This window comes from Kitasatospora sp. NBC_01560 (assembly GCF_045208415.1).
Taxonomy (GTDB): Bacteria; Actinomycetota; Actinomycetes; order Streptomycetales; family Streptomycetaceae; genus Kitasatospora.
In genome coordinates this window covers 7,166,460-7,184,741 of the sequence record NZ_CP109364.1, presented here as the reverse complement: position 1 = coordinate 7,184,741, position 18,282 = coordinate 7,166,460, and the positions used below count along the sequence as shown (strand labels likewise).

The window sequence follows — 18,282 nt, the reverse complement described above, 5'->3', positions numbered from 1 at the left end:
GCGTTCCGCCCTCGGAGCGGAACGCGACGGTGTACCGGATGCCCAACTCAGTCCTGCGGCGGCGCGGTGCTGTCGCCGGCCTCGTCCTTCCCGGCCTCGTCACCCGTGCGGCTCTGCGCTGCGGGCTGCCCGGAGAAGGCGTGCAACACCGCACTGCCCATCGTGCCGAACATCGGGCCGTAGATCGGCGCGATCTCGGTGGGCTGGTCGTTCTTCTCACTGCTCATCGGATGTGTCCTTCGCTCTGCCCGGCGGATACCCGCCGCTCGGGCGCCTGCTTGGTGGCCGTTCTGTTGTTGCGTCCGACTGCTGACCGGGGGGGGTGCGTCAGCTGATGTTCGCGTCGATCCAGGACCGGTAGTAGCTGACCCCGCTGCTGACGCCGGGATAGTTGGGGCGTCCGCAGGCGCGGGCCCAGGAGTCGACGCCGACGATGGTGTGGCCCTGGAGGACGGGGCCGCCGGTGTCGGACGTGCAGTCGGCCTTGCCGCCCGTGGACAGCACGCCGGCACAGATCATGCCCGGGTAGATCGCCGCGGGGCCGTAGGCGCTCTTGCACTGCGCGTCGGTGACCGTGGGCACCTCGACCCACTGCAGCGAGTCGGAGACCGGACCGCCCTCACGGGTGGCGCCCCACCCGGCGACGACCACGTTCCCGGTCGGGGCGCCGGCAGAGGAGGGCGGGAGCTGGGCGAGTGCCACGTACCGTCCGTCGAGCACGACCGGCTTCTTCAGCTTGAGGATCGCGATGTCATTGGTGTGCGTGGCGGCACGGAACCCACCGTGCTCGACGATCTGGGCGACACCCGCGCTCTGCTGTTGGGGGGTCGTGCCGCTGAGGTGGTGGCGGCCGGCGACGACCGTCAGCCCTGCCGCGCTCGCGCCGTCCACGCACTGCGCTGCGGTCAGCACCCGGTTCGCGGCGATCAGCGTCCCCGCGCACGAGACCTGCTCCGCACCACGCTGGATGCTCACGATGAAGGGGAACTGCCCGCGTGTGGCGGCCGACCCGCCCACGACCGCCTGCGCCGGCACCGCTGCCGCCAGCAGCAGGACCGACGCGGCCAGGGCCGCAGTCGGCAGGCTTCGGACACCGCGGCGACCCCTGGGCACCGCACCAGAATTCATTGCCATGGACAGATCATCGCAAGGTGATCCACTCCCGCCCGCGACTTCCCCACGGCCACCACTCGATCGGGTGAACGTCCGGGACGCGCCCCAACCCCCGTGCTGACGTGCCGAGCTCGCGCCCTCGGCGTCCCGTGCGGGGGGATGCGGGTCGGCGCGGCTGGTGTGGGCGTCGGGGGTCTCCTCAAGGAGCAGCTTCTCGTACTTCAGGGGGCCGAAGTCGCGCTTGCGTGAGCGGTTCTGGCCCGGGGTGCAGACCCGGTCCGCACGTGCCGCAGCTCGGGTTCTGCGATCCTGGGCCAGCTACGGTCTGTGACTGTCACCGGCTGTTGCGGGATCAGCCGTTCCGGGCGGGCGCCGGGTTCCGCCGCGTCTACCTCCCTGGTCAGTCCCACCGACGATGAGGTGCGGGTGCTCACCGAAAGCCGCAGGTCAGCGCCATGATTCTGTGTTGGTGGTCGCAAGGTGGTCGCAGCAGGCCATCCAGGCGCGGGATGTGTAGCCTCGCGGGCTGATCACGGAATCAGGACCGCAGGAGGCAGAAGAACGTGCGCAGTTCGGGACGGCGACGGGGCGGGTCTACCGCCGGTGCGGGTGCCGCGACGCCGACCGGCGCCAGCCAGGGGCCGGGTGTCCGCACCTGCCCGAGGAGGGGCACGGTACGTGGACGTTCGCCGTCGACATCCCCTCCCTCAGCGGCCGCAGGCGCACCGTACGCCGCGGCGGTTTCGAGGACGCCTTCGCAGCCGAGACGGCGCTGCGGCGCTTCCTCGAAGGGCGCCGACTCGGCTTCGACGCCGACCCCCACGAGACGGTCGCCGCCTACCTCACCAAGTGGCTCAAGGGCATGGAGTTCCTGCTCAAGCCCACCACCTACGCCCGCTACCGCACCTACGTGCTCTGCGAGTTGATACCCGTCTTCGGCAAGCTGCGCCTCGCGGTCGCTCATCGGCAGCAGCAGCAGGGCCGCGAACGCGTCGGTGACAGTCAAGTACGCCAGACGAAGGAACACGAGTGATCATCCTGCCCCAGCCACCAAGCAGGTCCCCGAGCTGCATGGATGGCATTCTCGGCAGGCGCAGATCCGAGCGTCCGAGGTCGAACCCCACGACAGAGATGCGGTCGACTCTCCCGCGAGGGCGTCCGAGCTACGGTCCCGGTTCAGGACAGGGACGTTCCTCCGTCGACGGTGATGAGTGCCCCGGTCGTGTGCCATGAGCGGACGAGGTGCAGGACCCATTCGGCGATGTCGGCCGGCCGGAGGCCCTCGCCCAACGGAGTGCCGACCGCGTGGCCTCCGGTCGCGTGGCGGAGCATCGCGGTGTCGACGGCTCCGGGAAGCAGTGCGTTGACGCGGATGCCCATGGGGGCGAACTCGGCGGCCAGCGAACGGGTTATGTAGTTCAGCGCCGCCTTGCCTGCCCCGTAGACCGAACGATTCGGCGCTGGGACCAGCGACTGCTCCGAGCTGATGTTGATCACATGGGCCCGCCCCGGGACCGAGAGGGCGTCATACAACGCCCCTGTCAGCTTCAGCACGCTCGCGACGTTCAGCTCCAGGTGTGCGCTCACAGACTCCGGACTGAACTCGTTCAGCGGTCCGAAGGCGGCCACCGCAGCATTGTTCACGAGCACGTCGAGGTGTCCGTACTGGTCGTAGACGAATTCGCGGACCCGCCGGAGGCCCTCGTCCGTGGTCAGGTCCGCGGCGAGCGGCAGACACCGAGCGGCGCCGGCCGGGGCCTCGACCGCCGCCGCGGTGGCGGCGAGCTCACCGAGGCGCCGACCCACCACCACAGTGTCGTACCCCGCGCCGACGAGGGCCAGGGCGGTGGCTCGACCGATGCCGCTACCACCGCCCGTCACCACGGCAGTGCCGGGTACACCGACGCTAATCGTTCTCCCCCAGCCGCAGCGGCCGAGTGATCCGGGGCGGCTTGGTCCAGTCCGGGCCGTACTCGGTCGCGAACTTCATGTCGGGCCGGCAGAAGAATATCTGGAGGCTCAGCCGCTCGCGGGCTCCGCGCACGGGGTGGTACCCGTGCCACGAGTCATCCGAACGGACCAGCACGGTCGAGCTGTTGCAGGCCGGAGCCAGCTCGTCGGTGTAGTCCTCGATGTCGTCCGAGCGCAGGATGCGCAGCCAGCCGCCCCAGTCGATCGACCAATCCTCCTCGTTGAAGTAGAACACCTGGCTGACGGGCTTGGCCGGGTTGTCCGGGTGGGGATCGAGATAACCCCCCTCGGGCTGCCGGAAGACGATCGCCTCGAGCAGGGTCCCCGTGAGCTCGATGCCGGTGAGCCGGCTCATGGCATCCCGGTAGTCGTCGGACAGCAGGTCTTCGGCGAGCTGCGCCCAGGCCGACGACAGCGTTTCCGGTCGGTGCACCTCGGCCGTCTCACGGGTGACCAGGCCCCGACCGTTGAGGTAGTGACCGCCGGAGACCGAACTCTCGCCGAGGCGGCGCTGCTTGCGGCCGAATCCGTCCGTCGGGAAGGTCCGGCGGAGCTCGTCGGCGATCTCGGGCGAGCGGAACGACTCGGTGATGCGAGCCCATCGGTACGGTTCACTGCGCAGATCGGCGCTGATCAGGGATTCGGTGTTGAGGAGCTTGGTGGGCATCGGTGGGCCTCCAGAAGTGTTGGGGCGTTCGACCTCGGTACGATCCGGCCTGATCCCAGCCGGAGGGGCGGGCAGCGGGCCCGACTCACATCCGCTCGATCAGCATCGCCACACCCGTGGCGCCGGGACCGGGGGCGAGGATCGCGCAGGTGCTCAGATCACGGCGGGTCAGCAGGTCCAGGCCGCTCACCACGGACCTGAACGCCGCCACGGCGCCGATGTCCCCGAGCTTCGACGCCCCGCCGACCGCATTGACCTGTTCGGCCTCCAGGCCGAGCCGGGCGGCGGCGTCCGACGCGTGCTCGGCGTGTCCGTCGTATATCTCCCACACGTCGACATCGTCGACGTTGAGCGTCTCGTTCATCAGCATGCGGACGGCGGACTCCACCATGCCGTCCACGACGGAGGTGCCGTAGGCGGACGCCGTGGTGAACCGTCGGACTCGGGCCGTCGGAGGCGTGCGGTAGCGCCTGGTGAACCTGTCACCGGCGATCAGGGCGCCCCCGACCGCGTTCCCCGGCAGTGATTCGCCGGCCCCGTCGAGTCCGTCCATGCCGGGCGGAACGGGCTGCGCCCCGATTGCGAGCACCACGTCCTGCTGACCGCTCAGCACGCCCTGCGCTGCCAGACCGAGTGCTTGCAGGCCGGAGGCGGTACCGCGGTCGACGAGGTAGCAGGCCATCCCGCTTCCGAACAGCCGTGCGGTGCCGACCCGCCGGAGCAGCCCACTGCCGGCTCCGCCTTCGTCGGCCGGACATCCCAGGACCACGTCATGTACGTCGGTCGGCCTGATGTTCGTCCGCTCGGCCAGCTCGCGTGCCACGTCGAGCGCCTGGTCGGCCAGTTCCTCGGCCGCCCCCCGGCCTTCCCGCTGGACGATGTCGATGATGTATGCCTCGGACACGATTCTCCTCCCGAACCGTTGGTTCGCTCGCTCCCGTCCACCCGCCCGGCCTGCTACCGGGCCGGACTCAGGCAGTACCTGTTCTCGGCGCCGCCTCTGACCTTCTCCTGTGCGAGCGCAGCCTCCTCCAGGTCGAGGACCTCCACCCTCGGCAGCGGAATCCGACCGTCCTCGATCAGAGCAGCGACCTCCTGCAGTCGGGCACCATCGGGCCTGGAGAAGACATGGACCGCCGAGACACCCGCCTGTGCAGCCTGTTTCTCGTCGGGAGGCCCGACGATGGAGACGAACCGACCCCCCGGCACCAGCAGCCGCGCGGCGGCCGGCACGTCGAACCCGACGCCGCAGTCGATCAGCGCGTGTGCCCCGGCCGTCTCCCGAAGGTGATCCGGTGAGCGCGGGTCCACCACCTGCTGGGCTCCGGCCTCGGCCAGCGATCCGTGGTGCTGTGGAGCCGCCGCCGCGATGACGGAGTGTCCCTGCCGTACCAGGAACGCCAGCAGCTGCCGGCCGACCGCTCCGTTCGCCCCCGACAACAGCACGCGGGCACCGGGGGGCAGCTGGGCCGCCTCGGCTGCCTGAACCGCGGTCAGGCAGACCAGCGGGAGCACCGAGAGCTGCTCCGGCGCCACCCCCGTCGGCGCGTGGGCGCAGCTGTCAGCGCGCACCTTGAGGTATTCGGCGTATGCGCCGTCCCCGTGCAGGTCGGCTTCACTGCGGCAGTACGCGAAGATCAGGTCGCCCACCCTGAAGCGTCCCGCAGCCTGCTCGACGACGCCGCACACGTCCCACCCCGGGACGAACGGGAACCGCGCCGGGCCGGGAGTTCGGAACCAGCCCTCCCGAATCTGCCAGTCCACGTGGTTGACCCCGGCAAAGAGCGTCCTGACGAGCAGCTCGCCCTCGCCCGGGACGGGTCTCGGCAGAGTCGTCGGCCGCAGCAGGGAGGCATCACCGTAGCCGGCGTTGACTTGAGCGCGCACTAGACATCTCCCAACAGAAGGCCCGGCCGGGGTTGGGCACCCGGACGACGGCGGAAAGGAACGGGGCTGCGGCGTCCACCGGGTGCACGAAAGCGGCGCCGGACGCCGCAGCCGCGGTCAGCGGAACGAGGCACGCATCCGGTCCCGTTCGGAGGCGGCGTCGGTGCCGAGCAGCGAGTCCGACCCGCGCAGCACTATGGCGGTCTCGCGCTGATTGACCTCCACCCCCTTGCCCTGGCGGACGTGGGCCGGCACGTAGCGCAGCACCAGGCCGCACCGCCGGCGCCGGGAGTGATTGCTCAGACTGGAGTGGAGTGTGAACCCGGCGTGCAGCGAGAGCTGGCCGGCCCGCAACCTGATCGGTTCCGCCTTCTCCATGACCTCGGCCCGGACGCGCGACTGCTCGTTGAACCTCAGGAGGTTGCCGGCCACGGCGGCCGGTTCGCGGGCCAGCATGCCCTCGGCATGCGATCCGGGTACGCAGAGAACGCAACCGTTCTCCTCGTCGGCGTCGTCGATCGCGTACCAGCCGGTGATCTGCATCGGCGGGCTCAACTGGTTGCGCGCGGAGAGGTCCTGGTGCCAGGCGACCTGCGACTCGTCACCCGGCCATTTGCAGATGACGCGGGTGCCGAACAATAGGATGTCCGGACCGAGCAACGGCTCCAGCGCGTCGACGATCGTCGGGCTGCTGGCGATGTCCCACAGAAACTCCTGGTCCAGATGGCGGTTGTAGAGCAGCTCCCGTCGGCTTCCTGCCAGACCCTCCGCGGCTTCCAGCTCGTCCCACTGCTTGCGTACCCGGTCGGCCTCCGTCTGCTCGTGGATGTCTATCGGGAACAGGAATCCGTCCCGGTCGAACGCCGCCACCTGCTCATCGGTGAGAACCACCACACCTCCATGATCCGTCGAGGGGTCGTATACGGCGGTGCTGCGACGCGGTCCTCCGTACCCCTGGCATCGACTCGGGTCACGGAGTTGCGCGGCGGCATTGCCAACTGCATCACGAGGCGACGAGAACGCCGCCGAATTCGAATCGGTCGCTCGGCCAACGGTGGCGGCTCACTCGACCGAAGCCGGCCGAGCTCATCGCCTGTGTCCAGAACTCCGGGCTCCGGAAGCCTCCCCGGTCGAACCAGCCCTGGCAGACCCCGAAGAGGAGATTGAGCGCCCAGGGCACTCCCGGCTCGGGGAACGGCGCTCCCTCACCCAGGATCAGCACGCCGTCGGGGTTGAGCAGCTCACGGATCCAGCCCAGGGTGGCGACCGGGTCCGCCGCACAGTGCAGTGCGTTGGTGGCCACCACCACGTCGGCCGGGGGCAACTGGGCGAGCAGAGGGCAGTCGAAGTCCACGGCCTGGGAGGCACCGTAATGGAGGTCGGTGGCCAGCAGCCGGCCGCCCCGCATGGCGACGCTGTCGCGGATCAGCCTGGTCGTCACCCCCACACCGGCCCCGAGCTCGACCACGGTACCGACCGGACCGTCATGAGCGGCGAGCGCGTCCGCTGACATCTGCGCGTATCGGCCCATCGGCCATTCGGACATGAGCCGTTGCCAGAGACCGTCCTGCCGTGCCAACACCTCTTCCCCCGTCACGGCCCCCTCGCACAGCGAGGGCCAGGCCGCCGCGATCGCGTCCAGCGTGTCGGCCGCCGCGCTTCGAGGCCGCGGGTGGCCCTCGGGGTGCCAGGCATCCAACAGCCTGCGGCTCTCCTCCAGGACGTACCGCGTGCTCGCGGTCTGCGGCGGTCGCCCAACGCCACCACAGATCATCCCGGCGATCCGCGATGCGTGATCGGCCAGCGCGGCATAGCCCCGGTCGTGGTCAACAGGCCACTCCATGTCACCCATGCTTCGCGTGCCGTCTCACCGCCGCACCCGGCAGGGCGCTCTGATGTTCGGTCAGTTCGTACTGCCAACGGCCGTCCGGTACGGGTGAGTCGATCAGGTCATCGCCCGTCTCCCTGCCCGCCCCGCCCAACCAGAGCCACCGCTCCCGCACGGCCTCCAACGGGCCGGCCGACAGGTGCAGCAGGTTCGCCGACAGAGTGACGGCCTCCCGGGTCGGCAGGTGCCCTCGGTGGGCCAGCGCGCGAAGGCTCGACGGGTGGGCGTGGGCGGGATCGGAGTGCCCGAGCACGTCTGTCCGCAGCTTCTCCCACGACTGGGCCGACGGGCCTGACGCGAGGCCGACAGCGACCGCGACCGCGCCCGGCCGGTGCCATTCCTCGACCATCGCAGGGATGTGGCCGTTCACCACCGGTGTGCCGGAGCCGTCGTCCTTGGACCACGTCGCTCGGGCCAGTCGGGTCGGGACGGGTGATCCATGCCACCAGGCACTCAGCTCGGCGGCCGTCCGCCCCGGCCCCAGCAGCGAGTAGGCGGATCTGACTCCCTGCGCCGGCTGCGCGAGGAGCTGTGCCCAACGTGCCAGCAGGTAGTGCAACTCCAAGTGCGCCGGCGCGACTCGGCTCGCGGCGATCAGCTCGCTCGGCCAGACCGCCACGGCCACGGGTTCGTACCCGGCCGCGGCGAACCGGTCGAGAACCGCATCGACGAGCTCCCCACTGATTTCCCGGCTCGGCTTGAAGACGAGCACGGGGTTATTGCCTGGAGGTGCCGGGCGCTCCACGGCTCGCACCCGGCCGTCGGAACCCGCGGTCCGGACTGCCTCGGCGACCCAGGCCCCCAGCCGGGGCTCGGGCGGCCACCAACCGCGGTCGAACTCCGGACGAGCGGTGGCGTACCCGGCCACGACGATGGCGGCGAGCGCCTGCCGAAGCAGGTCGTGGACGGAGGCATCCCCAGCCAACGTGAAGACGCGCTCCGCCGGGACCAGGCCACGGAGCCGGTGGAATGACGCCCGATGCAGCTCCGTACGCCGCCGGAAGATCTCCGCCAGATCGTCACGGCGGGCGCCGGCCGCACTGCGCCGGCCGAAGCGCTCCACACGGACCTGATCAGAGGTGTTCACCACGAGGACGGAGGTGGCCTTCAGCTCCAGGATCAGCAGAACCTGGTCCAGTGGCGCCGCTCCGTCGAGGACGACCGGCCCGACGGAGTTCCGAATGGCTTGCGAAACAAGGCCTGCCAACCAGGTCGGGAAATACTCCTCGCGTCCCTCGAAGGCATCCTGCGTCGCCCGCGCGATGATTTCGGATTCTTCTCTTGCTGCTCGGATCAGATCCCCCACGATGACCGCAGTACCGCCGAGGGCCGTCGCCAGCTCATGACAGAGCGTCGACTTCCCTGAGCACGGTAAACCGGTCACGACATGTAACTCATTCACGGCAGCTTCCCGCCTGCTCATGCAACATGTTCTCCGACTCTGACAACAGCGCCAAACTACGCAGCCGCACCAGGAACTGTCAAGAGAAATTCTCCGCCCCTCAGATGCCGGCCAGTCACAGGGGGATCAGAACTTCGCGCAGGAAAAGTCGGGCGTGAGCAGAAGTGCATTTCGGACAAAGCAGTCGACCAATGCAAGAATGCCTTGCAACGTGTGCGTAGGGGAGTTCACGACTCCCGGCACGCATACGCCGGCAAGGCATCCGACGGGGCGGGCGGCCCCGGTGCACGAGCGGAATCAGTTGGCCTGGGCGACCACCGGAGACATCGTCGTGGTCGTGAAGGAAGCGACGTGGGTCCCACGGTCCTCACCCGAGCAGATGGCCGTGACGGCACCCTTCTCCTCGAAATCGAAGACGTGCAGCGGAATATTGTGCTCACGGGCCAGCAGGATCGCCGACTGGTCCATGACGCGCAGGTCCTTCTCAAGAATGTCCTGGTAGCCCAGGGCGAGGAACTTCTGCGCGGCCGGGTCCTTGCGCGGGTCCCGGTCGTAGATACCGTCGGTGCCGTGCTTGGCCAGCAGAATGGCATCCGCGCCCAGTTCCACGGCACGCTGCGCCGCGGGATAGTCGGTCGTGACGTACGGCTGGCCGATTCCACAGCCCAGGAGTACGACCCGATTGCGCTCGAGGTGCCTGAGCGCACGCAGTCGAATGAAGGGCTCCGCCATGGCCGGCATCGGAAGAGCGGTCATCAGCCGGACATCCTCCAGTCCGCGCTGCTTGAGAACACCGCGCAGGAGAATTCCGTTCATGACAGTACCGAGCATCCCGACATTGTCGGCCTCCGCCTGCTCGATGCCCCATTCCTGCGCGGTATTGCCGCGGAAGAAGTTGCCGCCACCCACGACGACCACGAGTTCGATGCCGAGTTCGCGGGCGGCCAGGAGCTCGTCGGCAACGTGGGCCAGGGCTCCCGCGTCCAGCCCCAGCGGCTCGCTCCCGGCGAATGCCCGTCCACTCAGCTTGACAACAACTCGCTTGTAACGCCTAGAAGTCATACCCCCGAGTCTAGCCAGAAGTTTCCCCGCCCCGGCACCGCCACCCCTCGGACGCCAGCTCGAACATGGCCCTTGAGCTGGCCAGATGACGTGACGTCAGCCTGTAGACCCCGCTCACCGATGCGAGTGAATACCGCCGGCGACCCCCGATCCGCTCGCCGGCCCACTCGGCCACCCAGCTTACCGCCCGAACGAGAGAGCGCCAGCATGAAAATCGATCGCGAACCCGCTCGGGATACGGCTCCGCATTGAACCGCCATGATCAACTCGGCTCGTAGCAGCCACACTTGGCTGACCGTCAGGAGATGCTGACTGACAGTCAGCAACCAGTTCGCATCAGGCGGCCGACAGCCCTTGACGTGACGAAGCCAGGTCACTAGGTTGATCGTTCGTGCCGGTCCTCTCATGGACTGTACGTGGACCGACATCATGACCAGCCATCGCCGACCCCGAATGCGAGCGTCGGCAGCTCCCATCGCCCGATCGCCTCACGGCGTACCGGTCCGTGCGCATCCTGACGGGTCGACGCCCTCCCATCGCTGATCAGGCATCAGCTGTGCCCCATCGCTCCCGCGTTGCCATCCCTACGCCAACGCGCCCGGATCACCTGATCACCAGGAGTGCGGTGGAGCCGCGCCACAAGTCCGCCCCGGTGACCCACCGCCCATCATCGGCGTGTCGCGTCGGTGTCACGCCTCTGTGCACCCACCCGGGTTTCCATGACCAGTTCGCGAGCCGGCTTCCGGCTGGCGAGAGTCCATATGGAGGAACAGTGAGCCAGTCCGTCGAGGCCCGCTTCCTGGAGCAGGCCGACGAGTTCGTGGAGCTCGCGCTCAAGGAACTGGGTTATGACTCGCCCGCCGAGGCGGTGAAGGCCCTCGAAGAGCCCCCGATCCCCATGACCCCTGTGATCATCGACGACTTCCTCCAGCTGTCGGCGGCGGAGAGGTCGGCGATCCGCGAGGCCTTCTACGGTCCCTTCGGCACCGCGTACTACATCGTCCGGAACCACGAGACCGCCCCGGTGCTGGGCCACATGCTCCTCGACATCTCCGAGCAGTTGGTCGACGAGATCCCGGTGCGGTACCCGCTCGACCACGAGAAGGACGGCAAGAAGCGTCGCATCGAGCGGCTGGGCACGGACCACGGGATCGTCGAGGTGTACGACGAGGGCGGTTCCGGCGTCACCGGCTCCGACGACCTCTACGCGCACCAGGCGGGCATGGGTTCGTGTGGATCGGTCGCCACCACCATCATCCACGCTGACATCGCCCCGCATTTCGGTGGCTTCACCTACTTCCAGAACGTGGCCCAAGCGGCGTTGGCGCTGGCGGAGACCGACCCGGCAGCCTTCCGGGCGCTCTTCTACCCCGATGCGCTGACCGTTCAACGGCGGGCCGGGCGGCCCGGTCTCCGTCTCCAGGCGCCGGTGCTGTTCGTCAACACCAGTGGAGAGCCCCAGTCGCTGATCCAGACCGGCAACAAGGGCTACGAGACCACCTGGCGGGCCGGCGACGAGGTCGATCGTGGCCGCCGCCACATCCAGCGCGTCCTGCGTCCCCTGGCCGGCGGCTCGGGCTTCGTCCACTTCACCTCACCCGGCCAGGGTGTGATCACCCGCAACGCGCCGATCGCGCACGGGCGAACGGCCTTCGGCGACCTCGACAAGGAGATGCCTGCGCGCAGGCTCGCGCGGAAGTGGTACTCCATCTCCCCGGAGTTCACCACGCCGCGACAGGCCCCCGGGCTGACGATCAAGCGCGAGTACGCGGAACTCTTCCCGCGTTTCCTCGACCAGGAGGGCGTGTGGCAGTTCGACGCCGAGGCCGGCGCCAACCTCCGGATCTCGTAGCTCCCACCCGAAGCCACTACGCCGGCTCGCTCCGGCCGCGCCGCGAAAGCCGGCCCCGTCAGGGCGGCCCGGCAATCCGCTGTACGGCGCTGCCCGGCAGCCCACCATGGCTTGGTCCGGGCCACAGGTCACGGGCCAAGGACGGTAAGTCCAGCGGAACGCGTCCAGCCCGCTGAACGCGTTCCACCACGAGAAGGGATCCTCGCAAATGGATATCGAGCGGATCAAGAAGCAGGTCCTCGGTGCCGGCGTCGTCGCCGGTGTCGCGGCCGCGATGCTGGTGGCCACCTCGGCCGCCACCGCCCAGGCCGCCCCCGCGGCGCCGTCGGTGTGCGCGGCGCCGGGGGCCAACAGCGCCCCGGCGGCCGGCCCCGGGGCGTTCTGCTTCTGGTAGGCCGACCCGACCGTGCGGTCAGCCTTCCGCCGTCTCGGGAAGGCTGACCCACGGTAGTCGGAACACTGGTGGTGGCCCTGCCCCGCATCGACCGGGCAGGGCCACCACGTGAACCCGACGAGCGACCGTCCGCACCTCCGTTCCGGGTCGCCCACCATGCCCCGGTCCTTATCTCTCTGAATGGTTGAGGTCATGGATTCTCTCCGCACCGGCGTCGTCCTGGCGGGCGACTCGGACCGGATTCTCGACGACCTGCCCGCGGAGTGGAAACAGGCGACCGTCCGGACCGCCACCAACCAGGACCTTCCGCAGGCGATCGCGCAGGCGACCGCGGAACACCTGCTGGTGGCGCCCGACTCCCGGTGCCGGAACGAGGACCTGCACCGGATCTCGCTGGCCGCCGCCACAGCGGGGAAGCAGATCGGGTTCCTCGCGACCTGGGGCGGCGAGCGCACCGTCGCCGCACAGCTGGAGAAGCTCACCACGTACGCGCACGTCCCTGTGCCGGGGACGATGGCATTCAGTCAGTTCGGGTTCTCCGGCGTGACGCCGGGAGGCAGCGAGGACTTCCTGATCCGCGCCGACGACGACCCCTCCCTGCTCCCGGAGCTGGGAAAGGGGCACCGTGTCGTCGGCATGGCCACCCACGGTAACGGGCTCGACGCCCGGCTCACCGGCATGGTGCTGTGCCCACTGGCCGACCAACGGGTCGTCGACCAGGCCGGCCGCGCGGCACCCTGCGGCAACGGCGGTCCGTGCATCCGGGGCAAGCGGCAGGACGGAGTACTGGTCGAACCCCCCACCATCGGCCCGCACGGCATCACGGCAGAAACCCTGGTCTGGCAGACGTGCTTCGGGATGCCGGCGGCAGGGTGGGTCTACGAGCCGGAGCACGCTCTGGCCCAGGGTTTCCTGCGTGGCCGTGGGGTCCGCAACCTGCTGACCACCTATCGCGTGGTCGAGACCGACGACTCGTTGCTCCTCTACGCGCTGGCCCTGATCGAATCCAACCACTGCCTGGGGGATGTGGTGCTGAGCCTCAACCGGGCGGCTGTCCGGCACAGCGAGGCAGCTCCGTGGCTGCTGCTCGGGGACCCCGCCTGGCGACTCGATCCGTCCCGGGACGCCGATCCCCCGGTGGCGGCCGATCCTTCCCCGGTGCAGCTGAAGGTTCCGGCCGCCTCGATCAGCCTGATCCCCCACCGCCGGCACCTCGACGAGCCGGACTCGGTCGTGGACGCGCCCGACGGGATCACGGAACCCGGGACGCTCCTGATCGACACGGTCCCCGGCGCCGATCACGCCGTCGTACTCAACACCGGAAGCACCGAGCGCAGGCTGACCGTCCGCCGTCCCGACGAACGGCCGATCAGCTCACCGGGTGCGGTCGTCCGCTCGGTGTGGAGCAGCACGGACGGGCTGGCCGGGTCGCTCAGGCTGCTCGCACTCGGGCTCCAGGACCCCGCCATCGCCCCCACCGTGCCGGACGGCCTGGTGGCCGAGGTCGTCGGCGAGCTGCAGTACCACGCCGTGGCGTTGGCGGCCCTCTCCCGCGGGGAGCCGCTCCTCAACGGGGTCCGGACCGATGTGGTCGAGCTGGCCGCAGCCGAATCCGCTCGATGGTCCGCCCTCCACCGCAGCCTGCTCGACTTCCTGAACACCTACTGCGAGACCTTCGGTTCCGGCATCGGGTACCTCTACCACCGGGAGGCGGTGACCGCCGGTCAGGGAGAGCTACCGGGTCGCTGCCACTACTGCGGCTCACGACTGAGCTATTCCGACATCGAGCTGGTGCTCGCCCACCACAACAGGCGCCGGGTCGAGTGCGACGGCTGCGGGCCCGTACGCGACACCTCGGCGGCAGTCCGCGACCTCTACCTGGAGGGGCCGGACGACTGCCGGCAGGGCGAGACCGTCAGGTACCGGCTCCGTGGCTCCCTTCAAGCCCCGATGACCGGGTTCTCGCAGCTAGCGGCGCGCGTGACCTTCGATCACCTTCCGTGGGACATGGGCCCCGGCAGCGAGATCGCCGAACTACTCCTCCGCCCGGGGTGCGAGACCTTCCCCGAGCTCGAGTTCGAGGTGCCCATTCCGCCCGACGCGCCCGGAGGCGTCTACTTCCTGAGCGCTCCGATCACCTTCCAGGGGGAGATGTGGACACTGAAGCGGCCCGTCACAGTGATTCGCTCGAGGCCGGACCATGACTCCTGAGCCGACCGCCGGCCAGCCGGGCCGTCCGGCCCGGGGCCCCGGCTCCGGCCGGCGGTCGGCAGTCCTGACGCTGACAGGGGAGACCGCTCCGGCCGGCTCGTACCGCCTGGTTCACCTGGGCATGGTTCACTGCACCGCGGCGGAGCTGGCCACGCTGCTGGAACGGACCGCGAACGCCCTCCACAGCGCGGGCTTCGCCGTGCACCACCCCGCGATGGCGACATTCCACCCGGCCAGCACCCAGGTGTCCGCTCCCCGAGTGCTGTTGACCGTGACGACCAGCGACCCGGCCGCCGGACCCACCGGTTTCCAGGAGTCGGCCACGCCCCTCTTCGGCGAGCTGGACCGGCACGAGGTCTGGGGACTCGTTCAGACCGGGGCACTGCAACCCGACGCGGAGTCGGCCATGGAGGTGGCCGCGCAGGTGCTCGCCCCGTTCACCCGGGGCGAGCAAGCGGACCTCGCCGCACTCAACCCGCTGGTCGCCGCCATGCTCGACACCTACACCCGGTCGCACAACGACCTCTCGGAGATCACCCTGGTCTTCCGGGAGCACCTGCTGCTGGAGAAGGTGAATCTGCTGGCCGGTCTGCTGGAGCTCGGCCTACAGCCCTCTCGAACGGTGGTCATCGGTAAACCCGATGCCACCTTCTACCGGCACCGGGTCGTCGCCCATCTGCGCTCCTGGGGTCTGACCGTACTGGACTCGATGGACGAACTCACCGACCGGCTGGACGAATTCGCCGAGGTGAGCGGCTCCGGCCCGGTCGTGGTGGTCGACGACGGCGGAGACCTGGCGCTGGAGGTACTGCGCTCCGCGATCCCACCCGAGCGCCTCGCCGTGCTGGAGACCACCGCCAAGGGCATCCGGGTCCTTCGGCGGGCGGCCCTGCTCGAACGGGCCGTCAATCTCTCCAGCACCTCGGTGAAAGCGGCGATGTCGCGCACGATCGCCGCGAGCTGCGTGTACCGCTTCCGCGAGCTGGTACGTCATGAACCGACCGACGGGGAGGAGTGCCTGGTCGTCGGATACGGACAGCTCGGCCGCTGGGTGGCCGCGATGCTCGCGCAACTCGGCCTGGAGGTCCGGGTGATCGACCCGCTGCCGTCGGCCCGCCAGGCGGCAGAGGCCGCCGGCTTCCCGGTGTTCCCCAGCCTTGCCGATGCGGCCGCCTCCTCGGTGCGGTACGTCTTCGGCTGTTCCGGGGAGCGATCCGTCGACTGGACCGATGTCATGCGGCTGAGTCACGACGTCGTGCTGTGCGCACTGTCGTCCCAGGATCTGCTGCCGGTGATCGCGACACTCGACCGTCTGGCCGACAGGAGCCCGGTGCGCGCGGTCGGCACCCGCTACCGGCTCGACGGTCGGCAGGTCACGGTCCTCGCCGACGGCCATGCCATCAACCTCCACTATGCCGAGGGCGTGAGTGAGCCGGACTTCGACGCTTTCACCACGTTGACCGGGGTCGCCATCGTCGAGGCCGCCGCCGCCCTCGGCGCAGGGGTGGCCGAACCGACGGGCCTGGTCGACGCGGAGTTCCTCTGCGAGGTGGTCAGAGACCTCCAGAAGCGGTCGGCCGAACGGCCCCGCAAAGCTTCCCCTGCGTTGCCCCCACGGTCGGCCCGGCCGGCCGAACAGATCCTCACAGCAGAGAGAGCGACCTCATGATCGAGCTTGGCCTTCCCCTCTCCGACGAGTTGCTCGCCCTGCTGAGCTCCCGTCTGCTCACTCTGGAGCCGGCCGCCGCAGCGGCGGCGGTCGAGGAGTTCCTGGTGCTCCTGGAGCGCCGGTCGAAGGGCCGGTTCACGCAGCCGCAGGCCCACACCGGGCTTGGCCACCAGGACCCCGCCGTCGTGCTGCGCGACTGGGCGTCGGACCGCGGCCGCACCGGGACCACCCAGCACCTGGACGTCGACCTACGGCCGGGCGACACAGCCATCGCCAAGACCGTGGCAGCCACCGGACGCCCCCTGCTGTCCAACGGCTTTCTCGGTGCCGATGTCATCCAGGTGCCGGGCGGCGAGGGCTTCGCCCCGCACACCCATCCTGGTGATCACCTGCTCTTCGTGATCGGCGGCCACGGCACGATCACGGCCGCCGGCGAGATCAGGGAGACCAGGCCGGGCCAGGTCTACATGGTCAACGGTCTGGTGCCGCACGCAGTCGGTGCCATCACCGACCACGTGCTGCTGTCCGTCGGGACGTCGCACCGGGCGCTCGACAGCGCCGAACGGCAGCTGCTTATGCCGTTCACCGCGCTGCTCGGTCCCGATCGCCTGCTCAGGTGCGAGATCTGCCAGGTCGTCGGCGAGCGACCGGAGGAGCTCGAAGCGCTGGGCTGCACCCACGCACCCGTCGCCTTCCGCGGGGCCACCGCCGCCGAGCAGGCCGGCGAACGGTGACCGGACTGTCGGCGCTCCCACTCGGTCCGCCTCCGCAGCACGCAGGGCCCGCGTCGCTCGCCCTGCCCGTCTCCGCCCTGCCGACCCACCAGTTGCTTCTCCTCCTGACCCAGATCTGTGTCCTGCTGGCACTCGCCCTGCTCTGCGGTCGAGCTGCCGCCAGGATCGGCATGCCGCCGGTCGTCGGCGAGCTGTCCGTCGGCGTACTGTTCGGTCCCTCGGTACTCGGCCACATCGCCCCGGAGCTCTCGGACCGACTACTGCCAGCCATACCCGAACAGTTTCACCTGCTGGACGCGGTCGGTCAGATCGGTGTCATCCTGCTGGTCGGCATCACCGGGATGGAAGTCGACCTCGCACTGGTCCGGCGCAGGGGCCGCAGCACCCTGAACGTCGCGCTGCTCGGCCTCGTCGTCCCGTTCGCCCTCGGAGTCGCGACCGGATACCTGCTACCGGACTCCCTGATACCGGCAGCCACCGGACGGACGGTCTTCGCGATCTTTCTCGGCGTCGCGCTGTGCGTCAGCGCAATGCCGGTGATCGCGAAGACGTTGACGGACATGAACCTCCTGCATCGCAACATCGGCCAACTGATCATCACTGCCGCCATCGTCGACGACGTCATCGGCTGGCTGCTGCTGTCGGTGGTCTCCGCCATGGCGGTCGGTCCGCTCGACTACGGGAACGCGGTCCTGGGCCTCGGCCGCGCGATCCTCGTCGTTCTGGTCGCCGGGACCGTCGGACGCCGGCTGGTTGGCCGGTTGATGCGGAAGGCAGCCTCCTCCCGGGAGCCCGCCGTGCCGATCGCCACGGGCGCCGCGCTCCTGCTGGGCAGTGCGGCCGTCACCCAAGCGCTCAACCTGGAAGCCATGTTCGGTGCCTTCCTGGCCGGTGCCCTGATCGGCACCACCGGACAGGAGGTGGTACGCCGACTGGCCCCGCTTCGCACCGTCGTGCTCGCCGTCTTCGCCCCTCTCTTCTTCGCCTCGGCCGGCCTGCGGATCGACCTCGCCTCACTCCGGCACCCATCCGTGGCACTCGCCGGCGCCGCCGTACTCCTTGTCGCCGTGATCGGTAAGTTCGGCGGAGCGTTCCTGGGCGCACTCGTCGGCCGGCTGAACCGCTGGGAGGCTCTCGCCCTGGGTGCCGGTATGAACGCCCGAGGAGTGATCCAGATCGTCATCGCCACCGCGGGACTCCGGCTCGGCGTGCTCACGACCGACATGTACACCGTCATCATCCTGATCGCCATCACGACCTCGGCCATGGCACCACCGGTCCTCAACCAGGCGGTTCGTCGGATCGAGCAGACCGCCGAGGAGGGTCTGCGGCAACGTGACCGCTCCGTCGCCGAGAACGACCGGGCCGGCGTACCCAGCACACCTGCCCACTGACCGAGGACCATGCCCCGCTGTCGGGCGCACGGCGGTCG

At 69.5% G+C, this 18,282-nt stretch carries 17 protein-coding genes; 7 read left to right on the top strand and 10 right to left on the bottom strand.

Annotated features, from left to right (window positions below; genetic code table 11):
• Positions 1-47: 47 nt before the first annotated feature.
• Together OH807_RS31185 and OH807_RS31180 are read right to left on the bottom strand one after the other, a co-directional pair.
• Positions 48-227: a hypothetical protein gene (locus tag OH807_RS31185; protein WP_406205588.1), complete on the bottom strand. Its 180-nt coding sequence runs from the start codon at positions 225-227 to the stop codon at positions 48-50.
• Positions 228-327: 100 nt separating this feature from the next.
• Positions 328-1,134, bottom strand: coding sequence for a serine protease (locus OH807_RS31180; protein WP_406205585.1), 807 nt, complete (start codon positions 1,132-1,134; stop codon positions 328-330).
• Between the two features lie 841 nt (positions 1,135-1,975).
• On the opposite strand from OH807_RS31180, the gene OH807_RS31175 reads away from it, so the two are divergent.
• Entirely contained in the window at positions 1,976-2,146 is a 171-nt protein-coding gene (locus OH807_RS31175; protein ID WP_406205582.1) for a hypothetical protein, read from the top strand.
• A 143-nt stretch (positions 2,147-2,289) separates the two neighbouring features.
• On the opposite strand, the gene OH807_RS31170 is transcribed toward OH807_RS31175, so the two are convergent.
• The 8 genes from OH807_RS31170 to pyrH all read right to left on the bottom strand — a co-directional run bounded on the left by OH807_RS31170 (position 2,290) and on the right by pyrH (position 9,990).
• Complete coding sequence (locus OH807_RS31170) at positions 2,290-2,994, bottom strand: SDR family NAD(P)-dependent oxidoreductase (protein WP_406205579.1); 705 nt, start codon at positions 2,992-2,994, stop codon at positions 2,290-2,292.
• Between the two features lie 25 nt (positions 2,995-3,019).
• A complete protein-coding gene (locus OH807_RS31165) occupies positions 3,020-3,751 on the bottom strand; it encodes a 2OG-Fe(II) oxygenase (protein WP_406205577.1) in 732 nt (243 codons plus the stop codon).
• Between the two features lie 85 nt (positions 3,752-3,836).
• Complete coding sequence (locus tag OH807_RS31160; protein WP_406205574.1) at positions 3,837-4,655, bottom strand: hypothetical protein; 819 nt, start codon at positions 4,653-4,655, stop codon at positions 3,837-3,839.
• Between the two features lie 53 nt (positions 4,656-4,708).
• Entirely contained in the window at positions 4,709-5,638 is a 930-nt protein-coding gene (locus OH807_RS31155; RefSeq protein ID WP_406205571.1) for an NADP-dependent oxidoreductase, read from the bottom strand.
• Between the two features lie 117 nt (positions 5,639-5,755).
• Complete coding sequence (locus tag OH807_RS31150; protein WP_406205568.1) at positions 5,756-6,529, bottom strand: phytanoyl-CoA dioxygenase family protein; 774 nt, start codon at positions 6,527-6,529, stop codon at positions 5,756-5,758.
• A 112-nt stretch (positions 6,530-6,641) separates the two neighbouring features.
• Entirely contained in the window at positions 6,642-7,490 is an 849-nt protein-coding gene (locus OH807_RS31145) for a class I SAM-dependent methyltransferase (protein ID WP_406205566.1), read from the bottom strand.
• Positions 7,483-8,949 carry an AAA family ATPase gene (locus OH807_RS31140; protein ID WP_406205563.1) on the bottom strand — a complete coding sequence of 489 codons (1,467 nt, stop codon included), beginning with the start codon at positions 8,947-8,949 and terminating at the stop codon, positions 7,483-7,485. Before OH807_RS31140 ends, OH807_RS31145 begins: the two co-directional genes overlap by 8 nt.
• Before the next feature lie 276 nt (positions 8,950-9,225).
• Positions 9,226-9,990 (bottom strand): UMP kinase, encoded by a 765-nt coding sequence (gene pyrH, locus OH807_RS31135; RefSeq protein ID WP_406205560.1) that lies wholly within the window; start codon positions 9,988-9,990, stop codon positions 9,226-9,228.
• A gap of 772 nt (positions 9,991-10,762) precedes the next feature.
• On the opposite strand from pyrH, the gene OH807_RS31130 reads away from it, so the two are divergent.
• From OH807_RS31130 to OH807_RS31105, 6 genes are all read left to right on the top strand, one after another.
• On the top strand, positions 10,763-11,842 hold the full coding sequence (locus OH807_RS31130; protein WP_406205556.1) for a TauD/TfdA family dioxygenase: 1,080 nt from the start codon (positions 10,763-10,765) through the stop codon (positions 11,840-11,842).
• Between the two features lie 208 nt (positions 11,843-12,050).
• A complete protein-coding gene (locus tag OH807_RS31125; RefSeq protein WP_406205553.1) occupies positions 12,051-12,236 on the top strand; it encodes a hypothetical protein in 186 nt (61 codons plus the stop codon).
• A gap of 192 nt (positions 12,237-12,428) precedes the next feature.
• A complete protein-coding gene (locus OH807_RS31120) occupies positions 12,429-14,447 on the top strand; it encodes a hypothetical protein (RefSeq protein WP_406205551.1) in 2,019 nt (672 codons plus the stop codon).
• Between the two features lie 121 nt (positions 14,448-14,568).
• On the top strand, positions 14,569-16,116 hold the full coding sequence (locus tag OH807_RS31115) for a hypothetical protein (protein WP_406205548.1): 1,548 nt from the start codon (positions 14,569-14,571) through the stop codon (positions 16,114-16,116).
• Positions 16,113-16,850 carry a cupin domain-containing protein gene (locus tag OH807_RS31110; RefSeq protein WP_406205545.1) on the top strand — a complete coding sequence of 246 codons (738 nt, stop codon included), beginning with the start codon at positions 16,113-16,115 and terminating at the stop codon, positions 16,848-16,850. The genes OH807_RS31115 and OH807_RS31110 overlap by 4 nt, the downstream gene beginning before the upstream one ends.
• Positions 16,847-18,244 carry a cation:proton antiporter gene (locus OH807_RS31105; protein ID WP_406205542.1) on the top strand — a complete coding sequence of 466 codons (1,398 nt, stop codon included), beginning with the start codon at positions 16,847-16,849 and terminating at the stop codon, positions 18,242-18,244. The genes OH807_RS31110 and OH807_RS31105 overlap by 4 nt, the downstream gene beginning before the upstream one ends.
• The last annotated feature ends 38 nt before the right edge of the window (positions 18,245-18,282 follow it).